The organism is Halapricum salinum, from assembly GCF_004799665.1.
Classification (GTDB): domain Archaea; phylum Halobacteriota; class Halobacteria; order Halobacteriales; family Haloarculaceae; genus Halapricum; species Halapricum salinum.
The window spans coordinates 2616775-2641367 of the sequence record NZ_CP031310.1 but is presented as its reverse complement, the minus strand read 5'-3'; the positions used below and the strand labels follow the sequence as shown (position 1 = coordinate 2641367).

The 24593-nt window shown below is 63.7% G+C and carries 26 protein-coding genes and 2 tRNA genes; 18 read left to right on the top strand and 10 right to left on the bottom strand.

Going from position 1 to position 24593, the window contains the following annotated elements; genetic code table 11:
• Positions 1 to 266 precede the first annotated feature (266 nt).
• Together gfcR and DV733_RS12925 are read left to right on the top strand one after the other, a co-directional pair.
• Entirely contained in the window at positions 267 to 887 is a 621-nt protein-coding gene (gene gfcR, locus DV733_RS12930) for a transcriptional regulator GfcR (RefSeq protein ID WP_049992411.1), read from the top strand.
• A 52-nt stretch (positions 888 to 939) separates the two neighbouring features.
• Positions 940 to 1236, top strand: a complete 297-nt coding sequence (locus DV733_RS12925; RefSeq protein WP_049992410.1) for a hypothetical protein — start codon at positions 940 to 942, stop codon at positions 1234 to 1236.
• Here the strand turns inward: DV733_RS12925 and DV733_RS12920 are convergent, their stop codons facing one another.
• Both DV733_RS12920 and DV733_RS17460 read right to left on the bottom strand, forming a co-directional pair.
• Complete coding sequence (locus DV733_RS12920; protein WP_049992409.1) at positions 1237 to 2340, bottom strand: Gfo/Idh/MocA family protein; 1104 nt, start codon at positions 2338 to 2340, stop codon at positions 1237 to 1239.
• A 39-nt stretch (positions 2341 to 2379) separates the two neighbouring features.
• Positions 2380 to 3036, bottom strand: a complete 657-nt coding sequence (locus DV733_RS17460; RefSeq protein ID WP_049992408.1) for a hypothetical protein — start codon at positions 3034 to 3036, stop codon at positions 2380 to 2382.
• 133 nt (positions 3037 to 3169) lie between these two features.
• Between DV733_RS17460 and DV733_RS12910 the strand changes: the two genes are divergently transcribed.
• The 3 genes from DV733_RS12910 to DV733_RS12900 all read left to right on the top strand — a co-directional run bounded on the left by DV733_RS12910 (position 3170) and on the right by DV733_RS12900 (position 5546).
• Complete coding sequence (locus DV733_RS12910) at positions 3170 to 3763, top strand: DUF6149 family protein (RefSeq protein WP_049992407.1); 594 nt, start codon at positions 3170 to 3172, stop codon at positions 3761 to 3763.
• A 65-nt stretch (positions 3764 to 3828) separates the two neighbouring features.
• Positions 3829 to 5112, top strand: coding sequence for an outer membrane protein assembly factor BamB family protein (locus DV733_RS12905; protein ID WP_049992406.1), 1284 nt, complete (start codon positions 3829 to 3831; stop codon positions 5110 to 5112).
• A complete protein-coding gene (locus DV733_RS12900) occupies positions 5109 to 5546 on the top strand; it encodes a hypothetical protein (protein WP_049992405.1) in 438 nt (145 codons plus the stop codon). The genes DV733_RS12905 and DV733_RS12900 overlap by 4 nt, the downstream gene beginning before the upstream one ends.
• On the opposite strand, the gene DV733_RS12895 is transcribed toward DV733_RS12900, so the two are convergent.
• Positions 5543 to 6241 carry a hypothetical protein gene (locus DV733_RS12895; protein ID WP_049992404.1) on the bottom strand — a complete coding sequence of 233 codons (699 nt, stop codon included), beginning with the start codon at positions 6239 to 6241 and terminating at the stop codon, positions 5543 to 5545. The genes DV733_RS12900 and DV733_RS12895 overlap by 4 nt on opposite strands.
• Positions 6242 to 6441: 200 nt before the next feature.
• On the opposite strand from DV733_RS12895, the gene DV733_RS12890 reads away from it, so the two are divergent.
• The 5 genes from DV733_RS12890 (at position 6442) to DV733_RS12870 (ending at position 10200) form a co-directional block, all read left to right on the top strand.
• The gene (locus DV733_RS12890) at positions 6442 to 7602 is read left to right on the top strand and encodes a PQQ-binding-like beta-propeller repeat protein (protein ID WP_161569358.1); all 1161 of its coding nucleotides are present in this window, start codon (positions 6442 to 6444) and stop codon (positions 7600 to 7602) included.
• Positions 7599 to 8042, top strand: coding sequence for a hypothetical protein (locus tag DV733_RS12885; protein ID WP_049992402.1), 444 nt, complete (start codon positions 7599 to 7601; stop codon positions 8040 to 8042). Before DV733_RS12890 ends, DV733_RS12885 begins: the two co-directional genes overlap by 4 nt.
• A gap of 67 nt (positions 8043 to 8109) precedes the next feature.
• Complete coding sequence (locus tag DV733_RS12880) at positions 8110 to 9327, top strand: outer membrane protein assembly factor BamB family protein (RefSeq protein WP_049992401.1); 1218 nt, start codon at positions 8110 to 8112, stop codon at positions 9325 to 9327.
• The gene (locus DV733_RS12875) at positions 9324 to 9743 is read left to right on the top strand and encodes a hypothetical protein (RefSeq protein ID WP_049992400.1); all 420 of its coding nucleotides are present in this window, start codon (positions 9324 to 9326) and stop codon (positions 9741 to 9743) included. Before DV733_RS12880 ends, DV733_RS12875 begins: the two co-directional genes overlap by 4 nt.
• A gap of 43 nt (positions 9744 to 9786) precedes the next feature.
• On the top strand, positions 9787 to 10200 hold the full coding sequence (locus DV733_RS12870; RefSeq protein ID WP_049992399.1) for a hypothetical protein: 414 nt from the start codon (positions 9787 to 9789) through the stop codon (positions 10198 to 10200).
• Positions 10201 to 10215: 15 nt separating this feature from the next.
• On the opposite strand, the gene DV733_RS12865 is transcribed toward DV733_RS12870, so the two are convergent.
• Positions 10216 to 11535 (bottom strand): NAD(P)/FAD-dependent oxidoreductase, encoded by a 1320-nt coding sequence (locus tag DV733_RS12865; RefSeq protein WP_049992398.1) that lies wholly within the window; start codon positions 11533 to 11535, stop codon positions 10216 to 10218.
• A 105-nt stretch (positions 11536 to 11640) separates the two neighbouring features.
• Between DV733_RS12865 and DV733_RS12860 the strand changes: the two genes are divergently transcribed.
• The 3 genes from DV733_RS12860 to DV733_RS12850 all read left to right on the top strand — a co-directional run bounded on the left by DV733_RS12860 (position 11641) and on the right by DV733_RS12850 (position 15669).
• On the top strand, positions 11641 to 13557 hold the full coding sequence (locus DV733_RS12860) for a methyl-accepting chemotaxis protein (protein WP_049992397.1): 1917 nt from the start codon (positions 11641 to 11643) through the stop codon (positions 13555 to 13557).
• Between the two features lie 59 nt (positions 13558 to 13616).
• Entirely contained in the window at positions 13617 to 14498 is an 882-nt protein-coding gene (locus DV733_RS12855) for a homoserine kinase (RefSeq protein WP_049992396.1), read from the top strand.
• Between the two features lie 112 nt (positions 14499 to 14610).
• On the top strand, positions 14611 to 15669 hold the full coding sequence (locus tag DV733_RS12850) for a CNNM domain-containing protein (RefSeq protein ID WP_049994250.1): 1059 nt from the start codon (positions 14611 to 14613) through the stop codon (positions 15667 to 15669).
• Here the strand turns inward: DV733_RS12850 and pdxS are convergent.
• Positions 15666 to 16568 carry a pyridoxal 5'-phosphate synthase lyase subunit PdxS gene (pdxS, locus tag DV733_RS12845; protein ID WP_049992395.1) on the bottom strand — a complete coding sequence of 301 codons (903 nt, stop codon included), beginning with the start codon at positions 16566 to 16568 and terminating at the stop codon, positions 15666 to 15668. The two genes, DV733_RS12850 and pdxS, sit on opposite strands and share 4 nt — an antisense overlap.
• Positions 16569 to 16685: 117 nt before the next feature.
• Here pdxS and DV733_RS12840 point away from each other — a divergent pair, with 117 nt between their 5' ends.
• From DV733_RS12840 to DV733_RS12830, 3 genes are all read left to right on the top strand, one after another.
• Entirely contained in the window at positions 16686 to 17735 is a 1050-nt protein-coding gene (locus tag DV733_RS12840) for a deoxyhypusine synthase (RefSeq protein ID WP_079979335.1), read from the top strand.
• Positions 17736 to 17805: 70 nt separating this feature from the next.
• Positions 17806 to 18198 (top strand): hypothetical protein, encoded by a 393-nt coding sequence (locus DV733_RS12835; protein ID WP_049992394.1) that lies wholly within the window; start codon positions 17806 to 17808, stop codon positions 18196 to 18198.
• A 125-nt stretch (positions 18199 to 18323) separates the two neighbouring features.
• Complete coding sequence (locus DV733_RS12830; RefSeq protein ID WP_049992393.1) at positions 18324 to 18833, top strand: GNAT family N-acetyltransferase; 510 nt, start codon at positions 18324 to 18326, stop codon at positions 18831 to 18833.
• Here DV733_RS12830 and DV733_RS12825 read toward each other — a convergent pair.
• Positions 18821 to 19282, bottom strand: a complete 462-nt coding sequence (locus tag DV733_RS12825) for a pyridoxamine 5'-phosphate oxidase family protein (protein ID WP_049992392.1) — start codon at positions 19280 to 19282, stop codon at positions 18821 to 18823. The genes DV733_RS12830 and DV733_RS12825 overlap by 13 nt on opposite strands.
• Positions 19283 to 19335: 53 nt before the next feature.
• Positions 19336 to 21192 (bottom strand): hypothetical protein, encoded by a 1857-nt coding sequence (locus DV733_RS12820; RefSeq protein ID WP_049992391.1) that lies wholly within the window; start codon positions 21190 to 21192, stop codon positions 19336 to 19338.
• Between the two features lie 277 nt (positions 21193 to 21469).
• Between DV733_RS12820 and DV733_RS12815 the strand changes: the two genes are divergently transcribed.
• Both DV733_RS12815 and DV733_RS12810 read left to right on the top strand, forming a co-directional pair.
• Positions 21470 to 21553, top strand: a tRNA-Ser gene (locus tag DV733_RS12815).
• Between the two features lie 389 nt (positions 21554 to 21942).
• On the top strand, positions 21943 to 22122 hold the full coding sequence (locus tag DV733_RS12810) for a hypothetical protein (RefSeq protein WP_049992390.1): 180 nt from the start codon (positions 21943 to 21945) through the stop codon (positions 22120 to 22122).
• Here the strand turns inward: DV733_RS12810 and DV733_RS12805 are convergent.
• From DV733_RS12805 to DV733_RS12795, 3 genes are all read right to left on the bottom strand, one after another.
• Complete coding sequence (locus DV733_RS12805; protein WP_049992389.1) at positions 22119 to 23501, bottom strand: sodium-dependent transporter; 1383 nt, start codon at positions 23499 to 23501, stop codon at positions 22119 to 22121. The two genes, DV733_RS12810 and DV733_RS12805, sit on opposite strands and share 4 nt — an antisense overlap.
• 86 nt (positions 23502 to 23587) lie before the next feature.
• Complete coding sequence (locus DV733_RS12800) at positions 23588 to 23785, bottom strand: XapX domain-containing protein (RefSeq protein ID WP_049992388.1); 198 nt, start codon at positions 23783 to 23785, stop codon at positions 23588 to 23590.
• Between the two features lie 629 nt (positions 23786 to 24414).
• A tRNA-Leu gene (locus DV733_RS12795) sits at positions 24415 to 24499 on the bottom strand.
• Positions 24500 to 24593 lie beyond the last annotated feature (94 nt).

The following is a 24593-nucleotide window of genomic DNA, read 5'->3' as shown; positions in this document are numbered from 1 at the left end:
ACGATGCTATCTTTGTGACTGTCGTCCCGTGCTCACAGCATCGAAGACACAGCGCGGACGATCAACTAACGGATCGTAGGTCACACCGAAAGGGTGTATCGAATGGGGTGGGGGGTGGGGGGTGGCCCGTCGCACGTGGATAAAGACATCACGACGGTGTGCCGACGGGCTACCTGAGTTAACAACACAGATAGTAAAACGTTTTTCGATCTCACGTCGTCGGATCACCGGTGGTTTTATTCCCGGCGCTCGAATCGGGAGAGTGAATGAAGTCGACCGACGAACTCATCGACAGTGCGGGTGAGCTGACGGACCGCGGGCTCTCGAAGGGCGAGATCGCCGACGAGCTGAACGTCTCCCGGGAGACGGCGAGCTGGCTGGTCGAACAGAGCGGGCGCGGCAGCGAGAAAGACACGACGACGAGTCCGGCGGACGTCCACGTCGACTGGAGCGCCATCGGTAGCGACAGCAATCGCCTGACTCACGTCGGCATCGCGATGGCCGACCTGCTGTCCGACGACGACCACGACGTCGATCTCACAGTCGGGATCGGCAAGTCCGGCGCGCCGCTTGCGACAGTCATCTCCCGCGAACTGGAGACCGACATCAGCGTCTACCTCCCGAGCAAATACCAGTGGAACGACGACGCCGCCGACGGTAGCGGGTCGTTCTCGCGGAACTTCGCGTCGATCGAGGGCCAAAACTGCTACATCGTCGACGACAACATCGACACCGGCCAGACGATGCGCGAGACCATCGAGAGCATCCGTGAGCGCGGCGGCACGCCCGAGGCGGCAGTCGTCCTCACGGACAAGCGCGGTGCCGAAGACATCGACGGCGTTCCGATATACTCGCTGGTCGAGATTGTCCAGATGCACGGCGAGTAACGCCCGACAGTATTTCAGGGCCGAAACCGTATAGAAGTTTGAGAGATTCCTGATGGGCTGGGATCGATACAAACGACTTCTGTGGGAGAAACTGTCCGAGATGCACGCGGACGCCCGCGTCGCCGGCTCGCTGCGCGCGATCTCGCTCGTCGGAATCATCGTCGGCTTCGCCGGCTTCATGATCGGTCTCAACCCGGTCGTCGCGATCCTGGTCGCCGATCGCTTCGACCCCGGCGGTGACCTCCTCGCCAGGATCGGCGTCACTGGACTCCTCGTCCACGTCGCGAGCGCCGGCTACTACTACGCGACAGCTCCGCCAGGGCCTGAAGACGGGCTCTTCCGGTACTGACTACGACTCCAGGTCGACTCGCTGCCCCTGCTCGTCGCTCTCTTCGATCGCCGCGAGAATACGCTGGACAGCCAGCCCATCCTGGAAATTCGGTTCGTACTCGTCGCCCTCGGCGACCGCGCTGAGGAACTCGTAGTTCTCGTGGACGAAGGTGTGTTCCCACCCGAGGACGTGTCCCGGCGGCCACCACCTCCCGCCATAGGGATCGTCCTCGTCGGTCACGAGAATCGTCTGATACCCGCGGTCGCCCTCGAACTTGACTTCGAGTTCGTTCAACCGCTCCAGACCGAATCGCAGACTCCCTTTCGAGCCGTGAATCTCGATCGTGTGGTCGTTCTTGTGGCCCGTCGCGAACCGCGAGGCCTCGAACGTCCCCATCGCACCGTTTGCGAAGGTCGCTTGCGCGCTGTAGGCGTCGTCGACGGTCACTTCCCGGGTCTCGTCGCCATCTGGTGTGGGCCGCTCGTCGACGAACCGGTGGAGGTGCCCGCTCAACTCCGCGATATCGCCGACGAGATACCGCGCGAGGTCGATCGTGTGCGCGCCCAGATCCCCGAGTGCTCCCGAGCCCGCGAGGTCGGCGTCGAGCCGCCAGCTCCAGGGCGCCTCGGGATCGACCAGCCAGTCCTGGAGGTAGCGCCCGCGGAAGTGATGGATCTCGCCGAGTTCGCCGGCCTCGATCAACTCCCTCGCGTACTGGATCGCCGGGACGAAGCGGTAGTTGAACGCCGTCGCCGTCGGCACGTCGGCCGCGGCGGCGGCGTCGGCCATCCGGGCGGCAGCCTCGTCGTCAGCGGCCAGCGGCTTCTCACAGAGCACTGGCACGCCGGCTTCGAGTGCCGCGATGGAGGGCTCGGCGTGGAGGTGGTTCGGCCCGAGGTTGTAGAAGACGTCGACTTCTTCGACGACGTCGCGCCAGTCAGTCGCCGTCCGCGCGAAGCCGAGCTGGTCGGCGGCCCCGGCGAGTGCCTGTTCGTCCCGGCCGATCAGGACGTCACGCTCGACGGCGGGCGCGTCGGGGAAGAACATCGGCAGGCGAGCGAGTGCGTTTGCGTGTGCGCGACCCATGAACCGATAGCCGAGCATTCCGACTGCAAGTGGCATAGCTGGTGGGTCGGCGGGCAGTGAAAAATAGCTTCTGCGTCAGTAGTTCCGTTCGAGATACGTGGCGACGACAGCAGTGATCCCGACAGCCAGTGCGGCGAAGATCAGGGGCAAGATGAGGTCTCCAAAGCTCGCGAGGAAGGCTCGCGTAGTAGCCCCCGGAGTGTCAGCCATCTCGGTTCCGAGCAAGCCCAGGAATCCCATCGCCAGGTATCCCCCAACAGAAGAGAGATAAGACGCTGCAAGTGCCACATTCTGTTCGACATCCAGACGGCCGAACTCACGTCCAACGAGCAGCGCTACGAGCGGCCCAGCACCGAGAGTTACAAATGCACCACCGAAGGTAAAGCTCAGACCTTCATCTGCAATCACACTCGGAAGGAAATTGACGAACAATAGACCGACCCCGACTGCTGCGAACAATCCAACTCCACTGATGATCTGGCTCTTCACCTCAGGTCGCTGCAACTTATCCGCAAGCCCCGGCCCCTGGTTGACCGGCTGCTGGCCCTGTCCGTAGGCCTGGCCGCCCGGGCCACCCTGCGGCGGCGCTTGTCCACCCTGCGGTGGCGCCTGACCACCCTGCGGCGCTGCCTGGCCCCCCTGTGGCTGGCCGCCCTGTGGGGCCTGGCCCCCCTGCGGTTGTCCGCCCTGTTGCCCCTCGTTACCGCCATTCGGATCGTTCTCTTCGGACATACACGGGTTTCATCACACTTCCAGTACATAAAGGTACCCGACACATCCCCGAAGAGATACGTCTGGGTTTGCCGAGCCACGCGGTCGGCGCTATCACTGCGTTCAAGAGGCGTGAGGCCCAAAAGCGATCACCATGAAGATCCGCCAGAACGTCCGCCACTGGGCCGCCAAACAGGCACTGACCATGCCAGTCGTCGGCCAGCGCGTCAACGATAAACTGGTCGACCTCCACACGGGCGTCTTTCTCGACAAGGCCGACGAGGGCCACGAGGACGAACGCCGCGAGTACCTCGACGGTTTCTTCGACGCGACGATGGACACCTACGTTGCCGCCCTGCAGGAGGGGTTCCCCGAGGCTGAAGCCCGCGAGATCACGCACATCCAGGCCAACTTCGCCTTCTACAACCACGGCTGGACAGAGATGATGGAGTTCCCCAGCGACGAACTCGACGACCACTACGAGCGCTACGGCGAGTTCTTCGAGGCCCACGGGATCACCATCGACTACCCGCTGGGTGAGTTCCACCCCGAAGACGGCCTCCCGTCCGCGCCGTCGACCCCCGAGAAACTGGAGGAACCCGAGCACCCCTACGCCGAGGGCGGGTTCGCCGACGACGTCTACGTCGAGACCGGCGACGGCGAGCTGGTGGTCGGCGGCGGCGAGGAGCCCGAGGAAGTCGACGTCGAAGACGCGCCGGGTGTGGACGAAAACAAGATCGAAGGGTAATCGACGCGACCACAGCCGATATATAGATCAAAAAGTATTTTTGATCGGTAATTGAACTCGCGGTAGTGCGACAATTTAGTCGACGGGAGGTCCTCGCGGGGCTGGGCGGCGTGGGGAGTCTCGCCGCCAGCGAAGCGCTGGGACCAGGGGGGCTGTTTTCCGAGACCCCCTCGCTGGAGACGTCCGTTCCCGAGGGAACGTGGCAGGAGCGCGGTCGTGATCCCCGCCGAAGCGGTTACGCGCCTGGCAGTGGTGGGTTGGCGGCGGATCCGACCAGGCAGTGGCAGGTAGAGTTCGACAGGGCAGACGTCCGTCTCCCGGAGACGATGTGTCTCTCGGTCGATCAACGACACGTCTACGTGCTGGAGTCGGACGCACTGGTCGCACTCGACCGCGACAGCGGGCGCGAGCAGTGGCAGTTTCGACCGCCGAAGGTGACCCCGCCGCCGGCAGTCCGGCAATATCGCAGTCGCTTCGGCGACGAACCGATAGCAATCGAGGGTGCATCGTTCAGTAACTGGGTCGGATGGCTCGCGTGTCGCGATGGCCAGGTATTCGTCACCGGCGGGACGGAACAATTCCCGGTGTTGTATGCAGTCCAAGCCCAATCGGGGACGATGAACTGGGCGGTACCTGGAGTCAGTGGGCAGGCGCTGCTCGGCGACGCTGTGCTTTTTAACAATGGTCCGGCCGACTACGACGCTGGACTCTTAGACGTGACGACGGGGAACATCCTCGAAACAACCGGTACCATTGGATACAACCCCACTGTCTACGCTGGGCCAGACGCACGCAAGTTCACTCTCGAAATGGACAGCTACGACTGGAACATGGTGTCGAGCGAGTCCATCTCTGACGCTGATATCGCGCTCGGAAGCAGCGATGTCCTCACCGCGACGATTACGTCGTCAGGACTCGGGTTGTTCGAAATACTGACAAGATCGGGAGACGACCTCGTCGTCGTCGATCTCCGATCAGGCGAGTATCAGTCGTTGCAGACGGATTTCGAACACAGCCGACCGGTCGTCGTCACTGATGACGACCACTGGTTCGTCTGTACCGAGGAACGCGTGACGGCGTTTCCCGTCGTCAGACCGACTGAGGAGAGCCTCGGGACACAACTGTGGCAGACGTCCGTCTCGCCGGTCGTCACCAACCCAGCAATCACAGACACGGCAGTGTACGTGCCGACAGAACAGGGACTGGTCGTCATCGACATCCACTCGGGACAGAAGCGATCACGAATCGGCAGGCCACCACGGACAGACCAGCGATGGGCGATTCCGCCGTCCATCGCAGATGGGGCGCTCTACTATGTGTCCGGCGGCAGACTCACCGCATATTCATGACCACGGAACGATCATCCACGGACGAAACGAGCACGGTCGACAGAGTCGCGAACAGACTCGGGTCGATCAACCCCGAGACGGTGATCGCCGTCTGTCTCGCACCGTTCTATGGCATGGTAGCGTTTCCACCAGTGATCGAGGTGGGACTCCAGACGCACGGCGAGTACGTCCCGCTTCAGACAGGAGCACTCGTGGGCCTGGTCGTCCCGCTCGCGTTCCGGTGCTGGCGGAGTCGAGCACACGCCATCAGATCGATCACTTACGTCCTCGTCGCGACACCGTTGACGTTCGCGATTCAGTTCGTCATGTTCGATCCATTGCCAGTAGTCCGAGGCTCGCCGGCCGCCGCCGTCGAGGTGGCGCTAATTTCGGCTGGTGCGGCCGCACTATCTCTCGGGGCAGCCTGGCATCTGACCGACGATCTAGACTCTTAGGCGTCGGATCGTTCGACCACGAACACCGCGGCACACTCGACGCGCTCGCCGCCGTCGCCGCGTTCGAGCATGCCGTCGACCACGAGTGCGTACGTGCCACTATCCAGATCCTGCACGATCCGGCGGGAGCCGTCGACCCGCTCCGTCGGGACGGATTCGACCGCCAGTCCATAGGTGTAGGAGTCGCCGGGTTCGAGTCGCATCCAGGGCTCGGGCGTCATCTCGGGGGCGACGTGCGCCCAGCCATCCCCGGTGTGGCGCTTCAGCGACCAGTCGTAGGGATTGAATCCAAAGGTAGCGTCGGACTGATTGCGGAGTTCGATCTCGAAGACTTCGACATCGTCGTCGCCAGTCGTCGGCTCGAACAGCGGCGGGCGAGGTGGAACGAGCGCGATATCGGCGTCGTCGAGATCGGTCGTCGTCGAGCAGACGCGCAGGTCGGCGTCTTCGCGAACGGTCGGACACGAGACATCCGAAATGTCGACCGGCATCGGTTCGGGAGTCACGCCGTCGGCCGGGCGGATACCGCCGTCGTCCCCGTCGTCGGTCGGCAGGCCGGAACTCCCCGGCTGATCGTCGGGCGTCGAATTGTCGTCGTCGGTCGGTGTCGAGTCGTCACCGCCAGCGCTCATACAGCCAGCGGTCGCGGTCACAGCCAGTCCACCGAGAGAGACGAGTAGCGTTCGTCGGTGCATACTACTCCACTGGCGGGAGCGACGAGGTAGCTATCGATACCTCAAACGGGGGTTTGATAGTAATTATTGTAGCGATTTACCGGTACGACTGCCCGCAGTCGGGCGGTCGATCCGCAACAGACCTACAATAATCACTATGAGTGATCGTCGTGACCGTTCATTTCACAAAGTATTTGTCTGATGGTTGAATGGCTTCGACCATGCAGCAGTCGAGCCGGCGGGCCTTTCTTGGGTCAGTCGGGGTGGCCGGCATCGGTGTGAGTGCCTACATCTCGCCGGGCCGTACCGGGGCCGCAGAAGACCTCGATGCGGCGGTTCCATCAGGACAGTGGCCAATGCAGGGTCGGACGCCACAGCGAAGCGGGTACCAGCCGGAGTCGGCTGGCCCGCCTGAGGAGCACGAGATGGTGTGGGAACGGGACGTCTACGACCTCCTCGGAATCTTTCACGAGGGAACGACGGTCGCCACCGAAGACACGCTGGCGATCACTGGGCCGACGGCGCTGTCGACAGCCGATGGATCGACCCGATGGGCGGAGCCACTTACGACAGAGAGTATCGGATTGACTCACGTGTGCTGGAACGAAACGCTCTACGTCGCCGACGGTGAGAGAGTGTACGCGATCGACACGGATTCGGGAACGATCGAGTGGGCACACCGGGAGTCCCGAATAGAGGTCGCGTTCGTCGCCGGGCGGACGGTCATCTGCCGGGGCCAGCGCAGGGGAACGGTCGGTCTCGACGCGAAGACGGGTGCAACGCGCTGGAGGGTCTCGGACTACGACGATCCGGTTCTCGCCACCGGCGAGATGGTCGGTTTCCAGACAGGTGAGTTCTCTACAACCATCGTGGGCATCGACCCGACGACGGAGTCGATCGAGTGGACGGCCGAGTGGATCACCGACGATCCCGAGCGTGACATCGCGGTTCACGACGGGGTCGTCTACAGTGGCCTGGAGAAGTTCACAGCCTTCGATACAGCGTCGAATTCGGTGCTGTGGGCCGAGCGCTTCGATCGAGAGTACGAGCAATCGATGCCGGTGGCGACCGATGGCGAGCAGGTCTACTTTACAGGTCTCGACGAGGAGGTACTGGCCGTCGAGGCGGAGACGGGACAGCTTCGATGGAGACAGTCCGTCGAGGGTATCAGCCGGACGGTCAAACCTGCCGTCACCGACGACGCACTCTACGTCAGTACCGAGGACGGGTTCGCCGCACTCAGTCCGGCCACTGGCCGGGAGCTGCGGCGTTTCTCGCTGTATTCCGGGGACCTATCCGAACGGCAGGCAAATGGACAGCTGCTCGTCGCGGGTGGACAGGTGTTCTACGTCGATACGGCGACGGCGGTGGCGTACCGATGAGGCCGGAAGGAAGCGGCATACCGTCGAGAGCGCGACCTTCGAGTCCGGCTAATAGCGGTCCGTACCTCAAAATCGTCGCACTCCTCGCCGCGACCGCGCTGTTCGGCGCAGTCGCAGTCACGCCGTTGGTCAGCCGCCTGGTGATCGCCGGGCCGGAGTGGCTGCCGTTCGCAAGTGTGGCGGGGGTCGCCCTCGTCACGACAGCCGCTGTCGTGCTGTATCCCAGGGCAGACTACACTGCCACGATGGTCGTCACGGCGCTGGTCGCCTCGGGAGTCTACCTGCTCGTCGGCATGGTCGTCATCTCCCCGGCGCTCGACCTGGAAGGCTCGATGCTCACGCTGGCCGACCGCGGTGGCCTCACCGTCGGCTCGCTCGCGATCGGGTTACTCGCTGCTGACATCAACGGGAGCGAGTCCACCGAGGAGACCGAGACGTAGGATCGCGTCCGAGAGCACACCACATTTGTTCAGAAGGTATTTGTCAGTAGCTTAAGTACCAGCAGGTGTGCAACAGGCGACACGTCGTCAGGTGCTGGGTTTGCTGGGGGTGGGCAGTGCCGCAGTAGGCGCCTTCCTCGATCCGAGTCGGTTCGGCGTCGACGCCAGTTTGAGTGCGTCGGTCCCGCCCGGGCGGTGGCCGATGGCCGGGCGGACGCCACAGCGAAGCGGGTATCAGCCGACCAGCGACGGTCCAACGACTGATCCGACCGTCGCCTGGGAACAGACGGTTGGATCGGGATACGGCTTCCTCGTCGCTTCAGAAGACACGGTCTACGTGTCCACCGATCGCGTCAGCGCGTACGCGGCCGAGGACGGAGCGCGTCGCTGGTCACAGTCGCTCCCAGCGAACCGAACGCCCGAGGAAGTCGCGCTCTGGCGGGACCGGCTGTACGTCTGCTCGACAGGGTCGGCCGAGTGTGAGATAGCCGATGATTGTGGGAGAGAACACAAGGAGCTGTACGCACTCGACGCCGCCACTGGAGCGATCCGCTGGGCGCGCAGCGGGATCTCATCAGTACTATCGGTCGCCGGGGCGACAGTGATCTGTGGTGGAGACGAGGAAACCATCGGTCTCGATGCGGAGACCGGCGGGAGAGAGTGGCAACGCCGCTGCTGGAGGCCGACGCTCGTGGTCGAGGATACGCTCGCGTGTAAGAGATATGATGAGGGGTTTCACGAGATCATAGCCGGTATCGATCCACACAGCGGTCAGGAGAAGTGGCGCCATACAGACCATATATGGGGAGGTGCGCACAGACCTCGGGTAGTTGCGGCGCGCGGGGATTTCATCTACGGCACGACCGACGACTACGTGTTCAAAGCCCTCGATACGGCGACCGAAACACTCGCGTGGTCGGTCGATCTGAAATTCAATAACATTGCACAGGTCGCCACTGACGGGGAGTGCGTCTATCTCAAGGATCGTGACTCGTTGACCAATCCCGGTGCAGTTCGTCTCCTCGCTCTCGACGCCGAGACGGGAGACAAACAGTGGGAACAGACGATCGAACAGGCTGGCCACTGGGGGCTCGTCCTGACCGAGTCGGCACTGTATGTTCCAGTTCGGGGTGGTATGCTCGTCGTCGACCCCGACAGTGGAGACGACCTCGGGAGGAGTCAGCCAGCCGGCGAGAATCTTCCGCGAACCGTGATCGCCGCCGGCGGACAGGTGTACAGTTTCACGAACCACGAAGACGAGGCCACACTCTACGCACACCGATGAGACGAGAACTCGATCCACCGGGAAGAACGAGCCCGATCAAGCAGTGGGCGTATCCGCTCGGCGGCGTCCTGTTGTTCAGTCTCTATGCATTGCCGCCACTGCTCAACAGGAACCTGATCGGTGTACCGGACTGGCAGGTACTCACTGGCGCAGTCGCAGCCGGTGTGCTTGTCGCGACTGCACTCGTACTCTGGACCGACCACCCTGGGACGCGCATCCTCCTCGCTGGCATCTTCGGCTCGATTCTCTACGGGCTCGGGTACAACGCGTTCGTCGGGTTCGAGTCCGAACTCAAGCTGTCGACACTCGCGGTGGCTGAACTCGCGAGTGTGACCGTCGCCGCCGCCGCGCTCGGCTGGCTCGCAGCCGAGTGGGCCACGAGCAGCGACGAGTCGGCAGGTGAGACGAGTGGCTGATCCCGAGGAGCGCCCCAGGCCCTGGCGGAGTTTCAAAGAGAGTATGGGAAACGGGCTGGGCAAACTCGACCGACTCCAGGCGACGTGGCTCGGCGTGACGCTTGCCTGCTACCCGGTCTGGCTCGTCTTGCAGGCGACCCCAGGAATCGGGTTCGACAGTGCATTCGCGTGGTTCGGAGGATTCTCGGTCGTGATGACGGCTCTGATCCTGCGGTATCGGCCAGCGATCAGAGACCACCTGTTCGCCTTCGGGATAGTGACGACCGTGGGATTCGTCGTGGTCGGATGGGTGCTGTGGGGTAATTTCGGTATCACGACGGCGTCGTGGCAGATTGCCACCGAGCGTGTGGTCCTCTATCTGATGACGGCGACGATGGCGTACCTCCTGACCTACCGACGCTGGTACGCACTCGGAAAAGCCCGGCTTCGGCTGGCCGTCAGGCGACAATCGCGGTGAGTCCCAGCCGCGGCCTCACTCGCTAATCAGGTCCGCACAGGCGTAGCCGGCCTCGATCCCACCGTCGAGCGAACGCTCGGGGTACTGCGCCCGCGAGGCCATCCCGGCGTAGTAGATACCGTCTGCGACTTCCTCGGTCAGATCGTAGGGCACCACCATGTCGAGATAGCCGCGCTCGTAGATGGGTGCGGTTCTGGGGTTTCTGGCCGTCTCGATCCAGTTGACCGATTCGCGATCAAATTTCGGGAAGAGGTCGGCCACGCCGTCGAGCCACAGCTGTTCGACCTCGTCGTTCGAGCGCTTCCACAACGCTTCCTCGTAGTCCTGAACGTAGCTGGCGAGATAGTAGAGGTGTTCGCCGCCGTAGCGCTCCTCGGGGACGAAGTTGGTGTGCTCGATGAGCACGCCGAAGGGCGCGTCGTCGATGAGGTTGAGCCAGTAGGTGTCGGTCAGCGATTGATCCAGCGAGAGCACCGAGCAGATCGTGCCCTGGAAGTCGATCTCGCAGGGATACCCGGTCAGATCTTCGAGGACGTTCGGCATGGCTGCGACGATCGCGGCGTCGACGTCGTGGGTCGTCGTCGCAGCCCCGTCACCCTCGTCCGCGTCGGTCTCGACAGTCAGCGACTGGACCGCCCCGCCGGCGGTGTCGAGTTCCGTCACCCGAGCGCCGGTCGTGATGTGCTCGCGGCCGACGGCCTCGACGAGCGCGTCGAGCAACCGTCCGAGCGAACCCTCGACGTAGCCCAGCTGCTCGCCTTTCAGCAGGTCGCGCTCGCCGCGGAACTTGATCCGACCGAGCAGCCACGCGGCGGAGACGTCCTCTTTGCGCGAACCGAACTTCGCGTCGAGCAGTGGTTCCCAGAAGTACTCGTAGACGCCCTGAGTGGTGTGTTCGAGCAGGAAGTCCTTGATCGGGACGTCCTCGAAGTCCTCCAGATTGTCGTAGGTGTCGGTGCGAGGTTTCCACCCGCGGACGTCGATCTCGCTGACGAGCATCCCCAGGCGGAACTTGTCGTAGAAACTGAGATAGGGATAGGCCAGGATCTCCCAGGGTTTGTCCATCGGGTGGACCGTCCCCTCGACGTAGAAGGCGTCGGACTTGTAGCGCCACTCGACGTCGATTTCCAGCTCTGCGGCGAGTTCGAGGATCGTCTCCTCGGACTTCGAGAGGTGATGATAGAACTTCTCGATGCGGTCGCCGGCGGTCTCGTAGGTCGCAGCGAGGCCACCGAGGCCCTCACTGGCTTCGAACACCTGTACCTCGTGGCCGCGTTGCTGGAGACGGTAGGCGGCCGCGAGGCCGGCGATCCCGCCACCGACGACGCCGATCATACCCAGGCTTTCGCTGTCGCGCGAATAGACCTTTTCATTCGATTCCGTTACTACGTTTGATAGCGGGAAGCGAACGCTTTTTCTCAGGTATTGTCTGGAGCACCTATGAGCGAAGCGACCGTCGATCCATCGAATGCCCTGGACACAGGAGGGTTTCTGAAGCGGTTTCGTGAGTTTCTCGAGTACGTCCCGAGCGGGCAGACGATTCCGGACGAGAGTTGGCAGAGTCGACACCGAAACATCATCTATCTCCTGCTCGCACACGTCCCGCTGTTGTTCGCCCTCGGGCTGTTCGAGGGGACCGAGTCGCTGTTCTCCGGGGCGACGATCCCCGAGATTCCGCTGCCGTATATCCTGTCGGAGTTAGCCGTCCTGCTCGGCCTGACGTTGCTGGCCGCGTGGTCCCGTCTGCCCCAGCGAGCGCGGACCGGTCTCGCGGCGACGGGTCTGGTGTCTGCCTCGGCGATTCTGGTGCACTTCTCGGGCGGATTCATCGAGGCACACTTTCACTTCTTCGTCGTGCTCGGCGTCGTCGCGGTCTACGAGGACTGGCTCCCGTTCGCGATCGGCGTCGGCTACGTCGCCGCACAACACGCCATCTTCGGGATGATCGGCGGGGCAGCCGTCTACAATCACCCCGCGGCGATACAGAACCCGCTGTCGTGGGCGGTGATCCACGCCGTCTTCGTGCTCTGTCTCTCGCTGGCGCTGATGATCAACTGGTACTCGATCATGCGCTCGCGCGAGCAGGCCAAACAGCGACTCCGACAGGCCGAAGAGAAAACCGCCGAAGTGGCGTCTCTGGAGGAGAAGAACGCGGCGATCGAGGCGGCTCGCGAGGAGGCCGAGCAGGCCAAAGCCGAGGCGGAAAAACGGCAAGCCGAACTCGCGGAGTTGAACGAACAGCTAGAAGCAACGGCCGACGCCTATAGCAAAGAGATGGCTCGGGCGGCCGACGGAGACCTGCACGTCAGGCTGGACACCGAGACCGACAGCGAGGCGATGGCCCAGATCGCGACATCGTTCAACCAGATGCTCATCGAGATGGAAGAGACTGTCGAGGAGATCCAGGCCTTCGCCGGGACAGTCTCCCAGGCGAGCACGAACGCGGCCGACGGGATTGGAGAGGTCGAGCGGGCGAGCAACGAAGTGAGCGCGTCTATGCAAGCGATTTCCCGGGAGGCTGACCAACAGCGAGAGATGCTCGGGAACGTCGCGAGAGAGATGCAGGACCTGTCGGCGACGGTCGAGGAAGTCGCATCATCTGCGGAATCGGTCGCGACAGCCTCACAGGAAACCGCCGAGATTGCCGAAGCTGGTGAAACAGAGGCACAGGACGCTATCGACGACATCCAAGAGGTCCAGGCGTCACTCGCCTCGACAGTCGCGGACGTCGAGGCGCTTGACGAGCGAATGAACGAGATAGGGGAGGTTGTGGAGGTGATCGGCGACGTCGCAGAGCAGACGAACATGCTGGCGCTCAACGCCAACATCGAGGCCGCCCGTGCCGAGTCCGGAGGAGCGGCCGGTGGAGACGGGTTCGCGGTCGTCGCCGACGAGGTGAAGCAACTCGCCGAGGAGACGCGAACGTCGGCAGCCGAGATCCAATCACTGATCGAGGAGACCCAGTCCCAGACCGATACTGCAGTCGCGGAAGCTCGGAAAGCCAGCGAGCGCATGGACGCGGGAGTGGCGTCCGTGCAAGCGGTCGTCGAGCGGTTCGAGCGCGTCGCCGACAACGCCGAGCGGACGGACGACGGCATACAGGAGATCAGCAAAGCGGCGGACGAGCAGGCGGCGACCGCCGAAGAAACGGTCTCGATCGTCGAAGAGGTGTCCGAGAGCAGCGAGGGAACCGCCGAGAATGCACAGGAAGTCTCGGCAGCCGCACAACAGCAGACAGCTACCATCTCCGAGGTTTCAGAGAGCATCGGGTCGCTGCGTGATCGTGCAGAAAGATTGCAAGACCTGCTCGGCCGGTTCGAAACCGGCTCGAAACAGGGCGGTACGCCGCAGTCGTGACCTAGCCGGCGGAACGGCAGTCCGCTACCTTTTTGCGGGTACTCCGGCAACAGCGGGGTATGCTGACGGTGCGGGCACCCGCGACGAGCGCCAACCTGGGGAGTGGCTTCGACGTCTTCGGTGTCGCACTCTCTCACCCGGCCGACGTGGTCCGGGTCGAGCGTGCCGACCGGACGACGATCGAGGTCACGGGTGCTGGCAGCCAGTACATCCCCGAGGACCCCGAGAAGAACACGGTCGGCGCGGTCGCAGAAGCGCTAGACGCCCCCGCCCGGATCAAGATAGACAAGGGGATCCGCCCGGCCTCGGGGCTGGGCTCATCTGCGGCGAGCGCTGCCGCAGCCGCGGTCGCGCTCAACGAACTCTACGACCGGGGCAAAACCCGAAAGGAACTGGTCCCCATCGCCGCCAAAGGCGAAGCCGTCGTCTCCGGTGACGCCCACGACGACAACGTCGCGCCGTCGATCCTCGGTGGTTTCACGATCGCCACACCGGACGGCGTCACGCAGGTCGACGCCAGCGTCCCGCTCGTCGCGTGTCTCCCCGAGATCGTCGTCTCGACGCGGGACGCACGACGCGTGGTCCCTACGGAGACCAGTGTCGACCAGCTCGTCGAGACGGTCGGCAACGCGGCGACCCTCACGACTGGCATGCACCGAGACGACCCCGAACTGATCGGCCGCGGGATGGAAGACACAGTCGTCACGCCCGCACGGGCGAAACTGATCGACGGCTACAGCGAGGTCCGACAGGCGGCCCTCGACGCCGGGAGTACGGGCGTCACGATCAGCGGTGCAGGCCCGGCAATCCTGGCCGTCTGTCCCGAGCACGACCGCAAGCACGTGGCGTCGGCCATGCTCGACGCCTTCGAGGCCGAGGGCGTCGACGCCCGCGCCTACCAGACCCGGATCGGCCAGGGTGCGACCGTTCACCACCCCTAACACGCTTCCAGAATCCACTCGCACGCTTCCGGAATACCAGCCGTAGGACCCTCTCAGTCCAGTACACCACCCTTAACACGCTGGGGCGTTCATCCGCCGAGTAGTAATGTCGATGTCCACTGTCGCGATCAGCGCGCGGCTCGTCGCTGGGCTGTTGCTCATTCTCGCCAACGGCTTTTTCGTCGCGATCGAGTTCGCGCTGACTCGTGCCCGCCAGTTCACCGAAGACGAGTTCGTCGACGGCGACGCCCGGCTGGAGCGGGCCTGGGAGATGACCAACGAACTCGAACTGTACCTGACCACCTGTCAGGTCGGGATCACGGCCTCCAGTATCGCCGTCGGGATCGTCGCCGAGCCGGCACTGGCGGCGCTGTTCGAGCCGTTGTTCGCCGGGACGACGCTCGCGACGGTCGGTGCCGGGGCGTTCATCGCGTATCTGATCATCAACCTCGTTCACCTCACCCACGGTGAGCAGACGCCGACTTACCTCGGTGTCGAGCGTTCGCGGTTCGTCTGTCGCTACGGTGCGACGCCGCTGCACTGGTTCTACGTCCTGATCTCGCCGATCATCAAGCTCGGTGACGCCGTCGCAAAGTACACGCTCAAACTCTTCGGCGTCGAGATGACTGGCGCGTGGCTCGAAACCGAAGAGGACGTCATCGAATCGCGCGCCCAGCTTCGCAACCGCATGGACTCGCTGCTGCAGGAGGGCGAAGTCTCCGAGGAGCGCCGTGATGAGGTCATGAACGCGCTGGAGGTCGGTGAGATCGCCGTCGAGGAGATCATGGTCGGAAGCGAAGATATCGTCGCGCTCTCGACGGACGCGAGTCTGGAGGAGAATCTCGAACGCATGGAAGGGACGCCACACGTCCGCTTCCCGCTGGTCGAGGGCGACCTGGAGGAGTTCGTCGGGATCGTCTACGCACCGACCGTGCTGCACAACCTCGACGAGCTAGAGAGCGGTGAGACGAGCTTCGAAGAGCTCGCAACGCCGCCGCTGACCGTCGCTTCGGACACCTCGGTCAGCGACTTCATCGACCAGTGTCAGGCCGAGAATCAGGAACTCGCGCTGGTGCTCGACGACGGTGACGTCGTCGGCCTGCTGACGGCGACCGACGCCTTCGAGGAAGTCCTCGGCGAATTAGAAGATCCGATGGACCGCGAACTCTAGACGCCGCGACCCTGCATCTTCTCTTCTTCAGGCAGGTCGACGTTGGCGTCACCTTTCATGCCAGCGCCGATATTCGAGGAGATCTCCACGAGCTTTTCGGGGTCGTCCCAGTTGTTGACGGCCTCGACGATCGCGGTCCCCATCGCGCGGGGGTCCTCCGCGCCGAAGATGCCCGAGCCGACGAAGATACCGTCACAGCCGTGGTGCATCATCAGCGCGGCGTCGGCAGGCGTCGCGATGCCGCCGGCCGCGAAGTTGACGACCGGGAGCCGGCCCATGTCGGCGGTCTCGTGGACCAGTTCGGCGGGCGCTTCGTGCTCGCGGGCCCACTTCTCGCGCTCCTCGTGGGACATGCCTTCGAGCTTGCGGATCGCGCCCTTGATGTTGCGCTGGTGGTGGACGGCCTGGTTGACGTCGCCGGTACCGGCCTCGCCCTTGGTGCGGATCATCGCCGCACCCTCGTCGATGCGTCGAAGGGCTTCGCCGAGGTTGCGTGCGCCGCAGACGAACGGTGCGGTGAAGTCGCGCTTGTCGATGTGATACCGGTCGTCGGCCGGTGTGAGGACCTCGCTCTCGTCGACCATGTCCGCACCGGCCGCTTCGAGGATCTGGGCCTCTTTGATATGACCGATACGGGCCTTGCCCATCACCGGGATCGAGACTTCGTCGATGACGGCCTGGAGCGACGAGGGATCGGCCATCCGGGAAACACCACCGCGCTTGCGGATGTCGGCCGGGACAGCTTCGAGGTTCATGACTGCGACCGCGCCGACGTCTTCGGCGATCCGGGCCTGTTCGGGGTCGACGACGTCCATGATGACGCCGCCTTTCTGCATCTTCGCGAAGCCGCGCTTGACCAGTTCGGTCCCGCGCTTCAGGTCTTCGAGATCTTCGGACATGGCGCGTTCTTGGGTGTGGATTCACTTAGCCGTGTTCTTTGGCCGGCGTCGGGAGGGACGTGCGACCCTGTTCGGAGACCGCGGCGTTCAACACCCTGCCCGTCTCACGTTCGACAAATGAGCGACGACCACGAACACAGCGGAGACGAAGGCGACGAGCACGGCCACCAGGACTCCCACCGGGAGACGTTCAGCCACGATCCCATCGGCCACGCCGAGGCCCGCGCGGGCATGACCGTCGGCGAACTCGCCGACGAGTACGGCAAGGCCGGCGTCGGTGCCGCCGATTTACACGAGGCCGTCGACATCTATACCGAGATGCTCGACGACGACGTGACGACTTTCGTCGGACTGGCGGGTGCGATGGTTCCCACGGGTATGCGACAGATCGTCGCCGACCTGATCCGGGACGGCCACATCGACGCGCTCGTGACGACGGGCGCGAACCTCACCCACGACACCATTGAGGCCATCGGCGGCAAGCACCACCACGGTCAGGTCCATGCCGAGGGCAAGACCGAACGCGAGCACGACGAGCAGTTGCGCGACGAGGAGGTCGACCGGATCTACAACGTCTATCTCCCCCAGGAGTACTTCGCACTGTTCGAGAGCCACCTCCGCGAGGAAGTCTTTCCCGTGCTGGAAGACGAAGGTCTGGTCTCGATCCAGCGTCTCACCGAGGAACTCGGACGAGCCAACAGCGAGGTCAACGAGCGCGAAGAGATCGACGAAGGCGCAGGGATCGCCGCCGCGGCCGCCGAGCACGACGTCCCGATCTACTGTCCCGCCGTCCAGGATTCCGTTCTCGGCTTGCAGGCCTGGATGTACAACCAGACCTCCGAATTCTCGCTGGACGCGCTGGCTGATATGACGCAGTTGACCGATCTCGCCTACGAGGCTGACACTGCGGGCGCACTCGTCATCGGTGGTGGCGTCCCGAAGAACTACGTCCTCCAGACGATGCTGGTCTCGCCAGACGCCTACGACTACGCCGTCCAGCTCACGATGGACCCGCCCCAGACTGGCGGCCTGTCGGGCGCGACCCTGGACGAGGCTCGGTCGTGGGGCAAACTCGAAAAGGCCGCCCGGAACGCCTCGGTCTACGCCGACGCGACGATCACGCTGCCGCTGCTGGTCGCCGCCGCTCGCGAACGGGCTGGCGAGTAGCCCCGCTGGGAGCGGCCAGGGAGTCGCGTCGAGCGTAGCTATATGTGGGAGTAGAACACAGTTGCCAGCAATGACGGAGTCGACCGCCGAGGCCGAGTCCAGGGTCGCTCGCGCGGTGACCGGGATGGTCGCCGGTGGCTACGCCGTCGACTTCGATCTCGCCGACGGAGCGGTCGCCTGCTCGCAGTGTGGGGCGACGCTCGGCGCCGGCGACGAGGTGACCGCTGCGTTGTCGTGTTACGAGGGCCATACCTGGGAGCTGTACGGCGTCTACTGTGCCCGCCACGAACAGCAGTCGGTCACGGCGACGATGTGGCCGACGACCGACGAGCAATCAGTCGTCGCGGCGACGCTCGAACCCGCCGGCTATCACGACCCACGGGGAGACCACCACCCGGACGCAGTCTCGCTGGGCGGGGTCGACGTCCTCGACTATCAGCCAGTCTCCTACGACGAGCAGTAGCCATGAAACTGCAATCAGTATTCCGCTCGCGAGGCCATTCTCGTCTGTATGACGCGCCATCTGGCAGGTAGCGAGCCGGGCTGCGTTCCGGACGGTTTTTTTGCCGCCCCGGACGACCGACGCACGTGGTCGACATCGAGCCCACGATGCCGGACGACGAACCAGCGATCGAGCGCCTGCTACGGGCGGCCTTCGAAGACGGGGTCGAGGCGGAACTCGCCGCAGTCTTGCGTGATGGTGAGGATCTGCGAGCCGGGTGTTCGATGGTCGCCCGCGAGGACGGCGTCGTCGGTTACGCGGCCGTCTCGAACGCCTCGGTCGTCGGTTCTCCGGGCGTCGAGATCGCCGTGCTCGGACCGGTCGCTGTCGCGCCCGAGCACCAGGACGAAGGGACAGGGACGAGACTCGTCCGTGCCACGCTCCGGGCGTGCAAGCGGTCGGGTTGTGACGCGGTCGTCCTGGAGGGCGATCCCGCGTTCTACGAGCGCTTCGGGTTCGAGGCGGCGACGGCATACGGCCTCGAGAGCGATCTCGACCCGCCGGCGGGGGCGTTCCAGGTCTGGTCGTGCTGGCCCGGCGCACTCGACGGGGTGAGCGGGATCGTTCGGCACCCAGCCCCGTTTCACGCGCTGTGATCGTCGGCCGCAGGCATACGACCACTGAAGTCCCAACTGTAGAGACGCTCGGGGTCGATCAGAATACGCACTTCCTCACGATCATCCGCCAGCAGCGTCGCTGCGAGTTCGGAGTCGGTCCCGCCGAGGTAGCGCTCGAACAACGCCCGCAAGAGCGTCTTCTCGGCGTCGGGTTCGAGGCGAGCTGTGCCTGCGCCACGGACTCCACGGTACGGTGGCTGGTTGACGGATATTTCGAACGCGACGTTCGGATCACTCCGGAGGTAGCGGACGATCTCGGCGTCGGCGCTCGTGGCGCAAGCGATTGTTCCCTCGTCGTATCGATACCACAGCGAGAGCATCCATAGCCCGTCCGCTGGCGTGTGACACGCCACTCTGATCGGGACGGTCGTCGTCTCGAGAAACGCCTCGGCCTCCGAGTGCGACCACGCGCCTGTCACGCGGACCATACTGTCCCCTCGGACCCGTGCGTAAAAAGCGCGACCCCGGAGAAGTATTCGGTCTACTCGTCTTCGGACTCGTCGGTCGTCTCCCAGGCGTCGAGCGAGCCGCTCGCTGTCGATCCTGTGTCGTCTCGGTCGCTCGCGTCGTCGCCACGCTCGTCAGTCGGTGGTTGAGACTGTGTCGCGTCCTGGCCCTGCTCGGGATGGGACTCACCCGACGAATTCGCATCTTGAGATACGTCCGTCGGCTGGCCCTGCCGTGACTGATCGCCCTGTGAGGGTGCCGACTGCGTCTCGTCCTGTGAGGGAGCCGACGACTCCGCTGACGGCTGTTGGTCTCTGGCTGAGTTTCGTTCGTCTCGCGAAGGAGCCGTTTGCGACCCCTCTTGCGGTGCTCCCGACTGCTGGTCGTCTTGTGGTGGTCCCGACTGCTGGTCGTCTTGTGGTGGTCCCGACTGCTGGTCGTCCGGCTGTTTGTGCTGTGGTGTGTTCTCGGAGGGCTGTTCAGACTGGGGCCGATGATTCTGGGGTCCCTGTCTGGCAACCGACCGACCGGTCGGCTGTCGTGGCCGTGGGTCGGATTGTTTCCGGGGCGGCTGGTGGGTGCCCTGCTGCTGACGGGCCCGAGACGGAGCGGGACCTGCCGCGCCACCTGCAGCGGACGGCTCCACGCCGAGCGACCGCTTGACACCGTCGAGATGTCCGTTTTCGTCCGCGTAGACCACCCCCAGAAGGACCAGCCCGAACACGACCAGTACGCTCGACTGGACCGTCAGCGTCTCGAAGATGCCCTCGACGAAGCTCGTCACGAGATCCATCCCCACGACGTCGTTGGTCTGGAGTTCTGACCCGACGCGATCCTCGACGATTCCCAGGAGCGCACTCTGGACGAGCACGGCCACGAGTGCGACCGCCCCGGCGATCACGAAGACCTTCCCGGTCGCGTTTGCGGTGGGCTGCCAGGCGCGCGTGATACCGTACAGCAGCGCGATCAACACCAGTGCTGCGAGCGGGAGCGCGACCTGAAGTGTATCTATCGTCTGGACGTACCCGCGCGTGTCCTGGAGTGTCGATTCGAGTTCCGGATCGAGGAGATCCGACGTCGAAACCTGATTGTCAATCTCGTTGGCTGCGGCCTGTCCAGCCCCCGCTGCGATCTGTGCGCGACCCGCGTCGTAGGCGTCCCGGAACTCCTCGTAAGTCATGTCGTCGTCGGTGAGCCCGTCGATCACCGCCTCCTGGATCGTGGTCGTCCCCTGCGTGATCTGCTGGTCGTACTGCCCGGTCGCCTGCTGGGCACGAGCGCTGGCCTCCGATTTGGCCTCACTGTTGATCTCCTCGCGCTCGGCTGCGGATGTCCGAGCGCGGATGTCACTCCGATAGGCCTGGTACCTGGCCCGACTCTGGTACAGCTCCTGTGCGAGCGAACCGTCGACTTCGTAGCCTTCGATCGTGAACGAAGCGTCGTTCAGCAGGCCCGCTGGATCGACGGCCTGGACCTGTTCGGAGACGGCGTCAGAGACGTTGGCTGCGAGCGGATCGGTGTCGATCCGGATGCCGGGTTCTGAGCGCTCCCCGTGGAGATACGCGAACACACGATCGATGTTCCCGTTCGCCTGCGATCTGACGTAGGATTCGGGGACGGACCGCTCGGCCAGCGCCCGAGCGTCGAGGTCGGCGAAATCGACACCGTCGGGGACTTGCTGGCTGTTCTCCGGCGAGAAGCTCTCGATCTCGGACTGGATCGTTGCTTGTGCCTCGTCGGTCATCGACTCGTAGACCCCCTCCGATTCGAGGGTGTTCGAGACGTACTCCTCGTTCAACGCCGTTCGCTCGGCCGTGATCACCACGTTCGCAGCGCCGACGGTCAACAGCAGCAACATCGCCACGCCGGCGATGGCGAGTCGCGAACTCATCGCCTTCCTCCGAGAGCGGTGTCCGTCAGCCGCCCGATTCGATCGCTTCGACGCGCGATCACAGTCATTATCAGCCAATCGTGTTCTATAATGATAATATCTTCTGCCAGTCGACGTGCTCATATGGCCGACCGGTCAACGTCGAGATGGCCGATGACGACGCGCTCGCTCCGAGCCGGCCTCGACACCCGGCCGTGACGAGCCCTATGAGTGCCGAGGCCGTCGCCGCCCCGAAGACCGACAGCCATTAGATGGGTGACCCGCAAGGGTCGACTGCGGTGGGGTGGCAGAGCGGCCCAACGCGCCTGCCTTGAGAGCAGGTGTCCTCACGGACTCATGGGTTCAAATCCCATCCCCACCGCTTCTGAAGGAACGGACGTGACTGAAGAGCAGTGGCATTGGGATTTGAATCAGGGAGTGAGAGGTGAACGAGCGGAGCGAGTGAACGGGAACGACCGTGGTTCAAATCCCATCCCCACCGTAATTGCGCGGCGCAATTTCGCGCCGCGCTGATTTCGTCCGATGGATTTGAGCCCTGCCAGTCGCGCGCAGCGAAGTGAGCACGTCTGGCTCTGGTTCAAATCCCATCCCCACCGTACTTCTGTCGCGAGTAAATCGCGAGCGACGAATACGTCTGATGGAATTTGAATCACGCGAGACGAGCGACAGCAAGTCTCGCAGTCGGGTTCAAATCCCATCCTCACCGAGAAAACGAGAGACTATTTTCGACCAAGGCACAGAGACACGCACATGGGTACACTCGGAAACCACCTCAGACAGCACGATCACTGGACGTTTCTGGTCGGACTCGTGATCGTCCTCCTGAACGTCCGTCGGGAAGAACGGCGGCTGTCAGCCCTTGCAGCGGGGTTCTTGGTGGCAGCGCTGGGCTACGACTGCTGGGAAGTGCTGACGGATCGCGAAACCTAGAGCGACGCGAGGAAGTCGGCGAAGTCACCCTGGAGGAACGAGACGAATTCGAGGATCCCGAGGGCAAGTGAGACGACCAGCACGACCAGGACAGGAACGCGGACCGTCCAGAGCCAGACGCGGTCGATCCCAGCGAACGAGTCGATCCCCTTGCCGAGTTCGGCGATGGCGTCGTCGGCGTGGCGCCAGGCGACCAGCACCACGAGCAGGATCCCACCGACGACGAGCAGGATCTTGGCCGCGAAGATGTCGTATAGCGTGACCATGTCAGTATCGACAGTGACGGGCACACCGAGCAGGAAGATGCCCGAGCCGATCAATACGGTCGCGCGCCGGCGGGTGACGCCCAGTTCGTCGATGGCGTAGGAGACGATCACCTCGATCAGACTGATCGCCGAGGAGAGCGCGGCGATCGCGACCGTCCCGAAGAACAGGACGCCGAGGAGCCAGCCGAACTGGATGTCCCCCAGCGCCTGGGCGACACTGACGAAGATCGCCCCGGCCCCGCCCTCACCTGGGTCGACGCCCGCGGAGAACAGAATCGGGAAGACGACCAGCCCGGTCAGAATCGAGATGCCGGTGTTGAAGCCGACGATCGTCGCGCCGTCGATCCCGAGGTTCTCGTCTTCGGAGAGGTACGAGGCGTAGGTGATCATCACGCCCATCCCCAGCGAGAGCGTGAAGAAACCCTGTCCGGCGGCCGCGGGGACGATCGACTGCCAGTTGGCGAGCAGATAGTCCAGATCCGGCGAGAGATAGTAGCTGTAGGCCTCGGCCGCACCCGGGAGCGTGAACGCGTAGACCGCGAGGACGCCGAAGATCAGGGCGATCGCGGGGACCATGATCTTCACGCCGAGTTCGATCCCGCGTTTGACGCCCAGCGCGACGATGACGACGACCAGCAGCATGAACAACGCGTGGAAGGCCAGCGCGTCGAGCCCCGTCGCGATCTCGCCGAAGTACTGCTGGGCGACGGGCGCTTCCTCGGGACCTGTCGTGCCGACGTAGCCGCCGGTGACGCTCCCGAGGACGTATCGCAGGACCCAGCCACCGACCACGCTGTAGTAGGCGAGGATTACGAAGCCGATGAAGACGAACAGGCTACCGAGGTACGTCCAGGCCCCGCCGGCGAACTCCCGGATGGCGCCGACGGTGTTCAGTCCCGTCTTGCGACCGACGACGAACTCGACCATCATCGCCGGGAACCCGATCACCAGGACGAACGCCAGATAGACGACGATGAACGCCGCACCACCCTCCTGGCCGACCTGGAAGGGGAACCGCCAGATGTTCCCAAGTCCGACGGCGCTGCCGACTGCCGCAAGGATGAATCCCAATCGCGTCGACCACGTCTCGCGTGTGTCGTTTCCGGTACTCATAGAGTACCACATCGTTGCCGATCAGGTTCAATGAACCCGTCGATTATTGCCGGTATCTGCCCGGGAAAATAGTGAACGAGTCGATTCTACTTGATACCGAGCACGCCGAGGAGGTCGATTCCGACGTCGAGGTGCTCGACGAGACGGTAGCCGAGAAACAGGCCGACGATCCCGAGGACGCCCGCGAGATTCGGCGGGGCGGGAATCGGAACCTGGAACAGTCGAAACAGTGCGCCAGCAGCGATTCCGGTCAGAAGCGCCAGGACAGTTACGGCGATAGTCATACTGAGGAGTCGAGCGTGGCTCTCTCAAATGTTACGCCGAACTCACCGCTGATCGGTCGAAAACGCAGGAAAGGTGGGGTGGGTGGGGGGTATTGGGGTGGGGGTGGGGGGTGGGGGTAAAGTCAGGCACCCTGCGCGGTGCCTCATCAAATGGTGAAGGATACATGGCATAAATAAATTATCCCCCAATTATCGGTCCTGATTTTTAGGCGAAAAACGCCTACAAATGTGTTTTGATTTTCAGTTCTCGAGCACCCGGTCGGTCATTGGCGGACCCCTCCGGGACAGCGCCCACGACAAGGATACTGACTTCTCTCGGGGCTTTGGTTCAGTAGGAAATTATGCGTGGGTGCAGTTCCGAGACGCCGGTTCGTTCCTCACCGGCGTCTCGACGTCACGCTCGCTTCGCTCGCGTGACTCCCAAGGGAGTGCACCCGCGACAAGCATGGCTCTCGCTGTGTCGTCTGTTGCTTCGGTAGGAAGTTATGCGTGGGTGCAGTCCCAAGGGAGTGCACCCGCACTCTGATGAGTGCGTGGGACCGGATTTGAACTACGCGAACGCCTGCGGCGTTCTCTCATTCAAATCGGTCTTGCATCGAGGCGCTCGCGGTTTGCTCACGCCATAGCGATGCGTGGGACCGGATTTGAACCGGCGGACCCCTACGGGACAGCGCCCTCAACGCTGCGCCGTTGGCCTGGCTTGGCTACCCACGCGCTCGCGTTCTCTTGCGGTTTCCGCATCATTTTGTTCTGGAGGGGGACTAAAATGGCTGTCGATTCGGTTGCTTGCTCGTCGGATCGCTGTCCA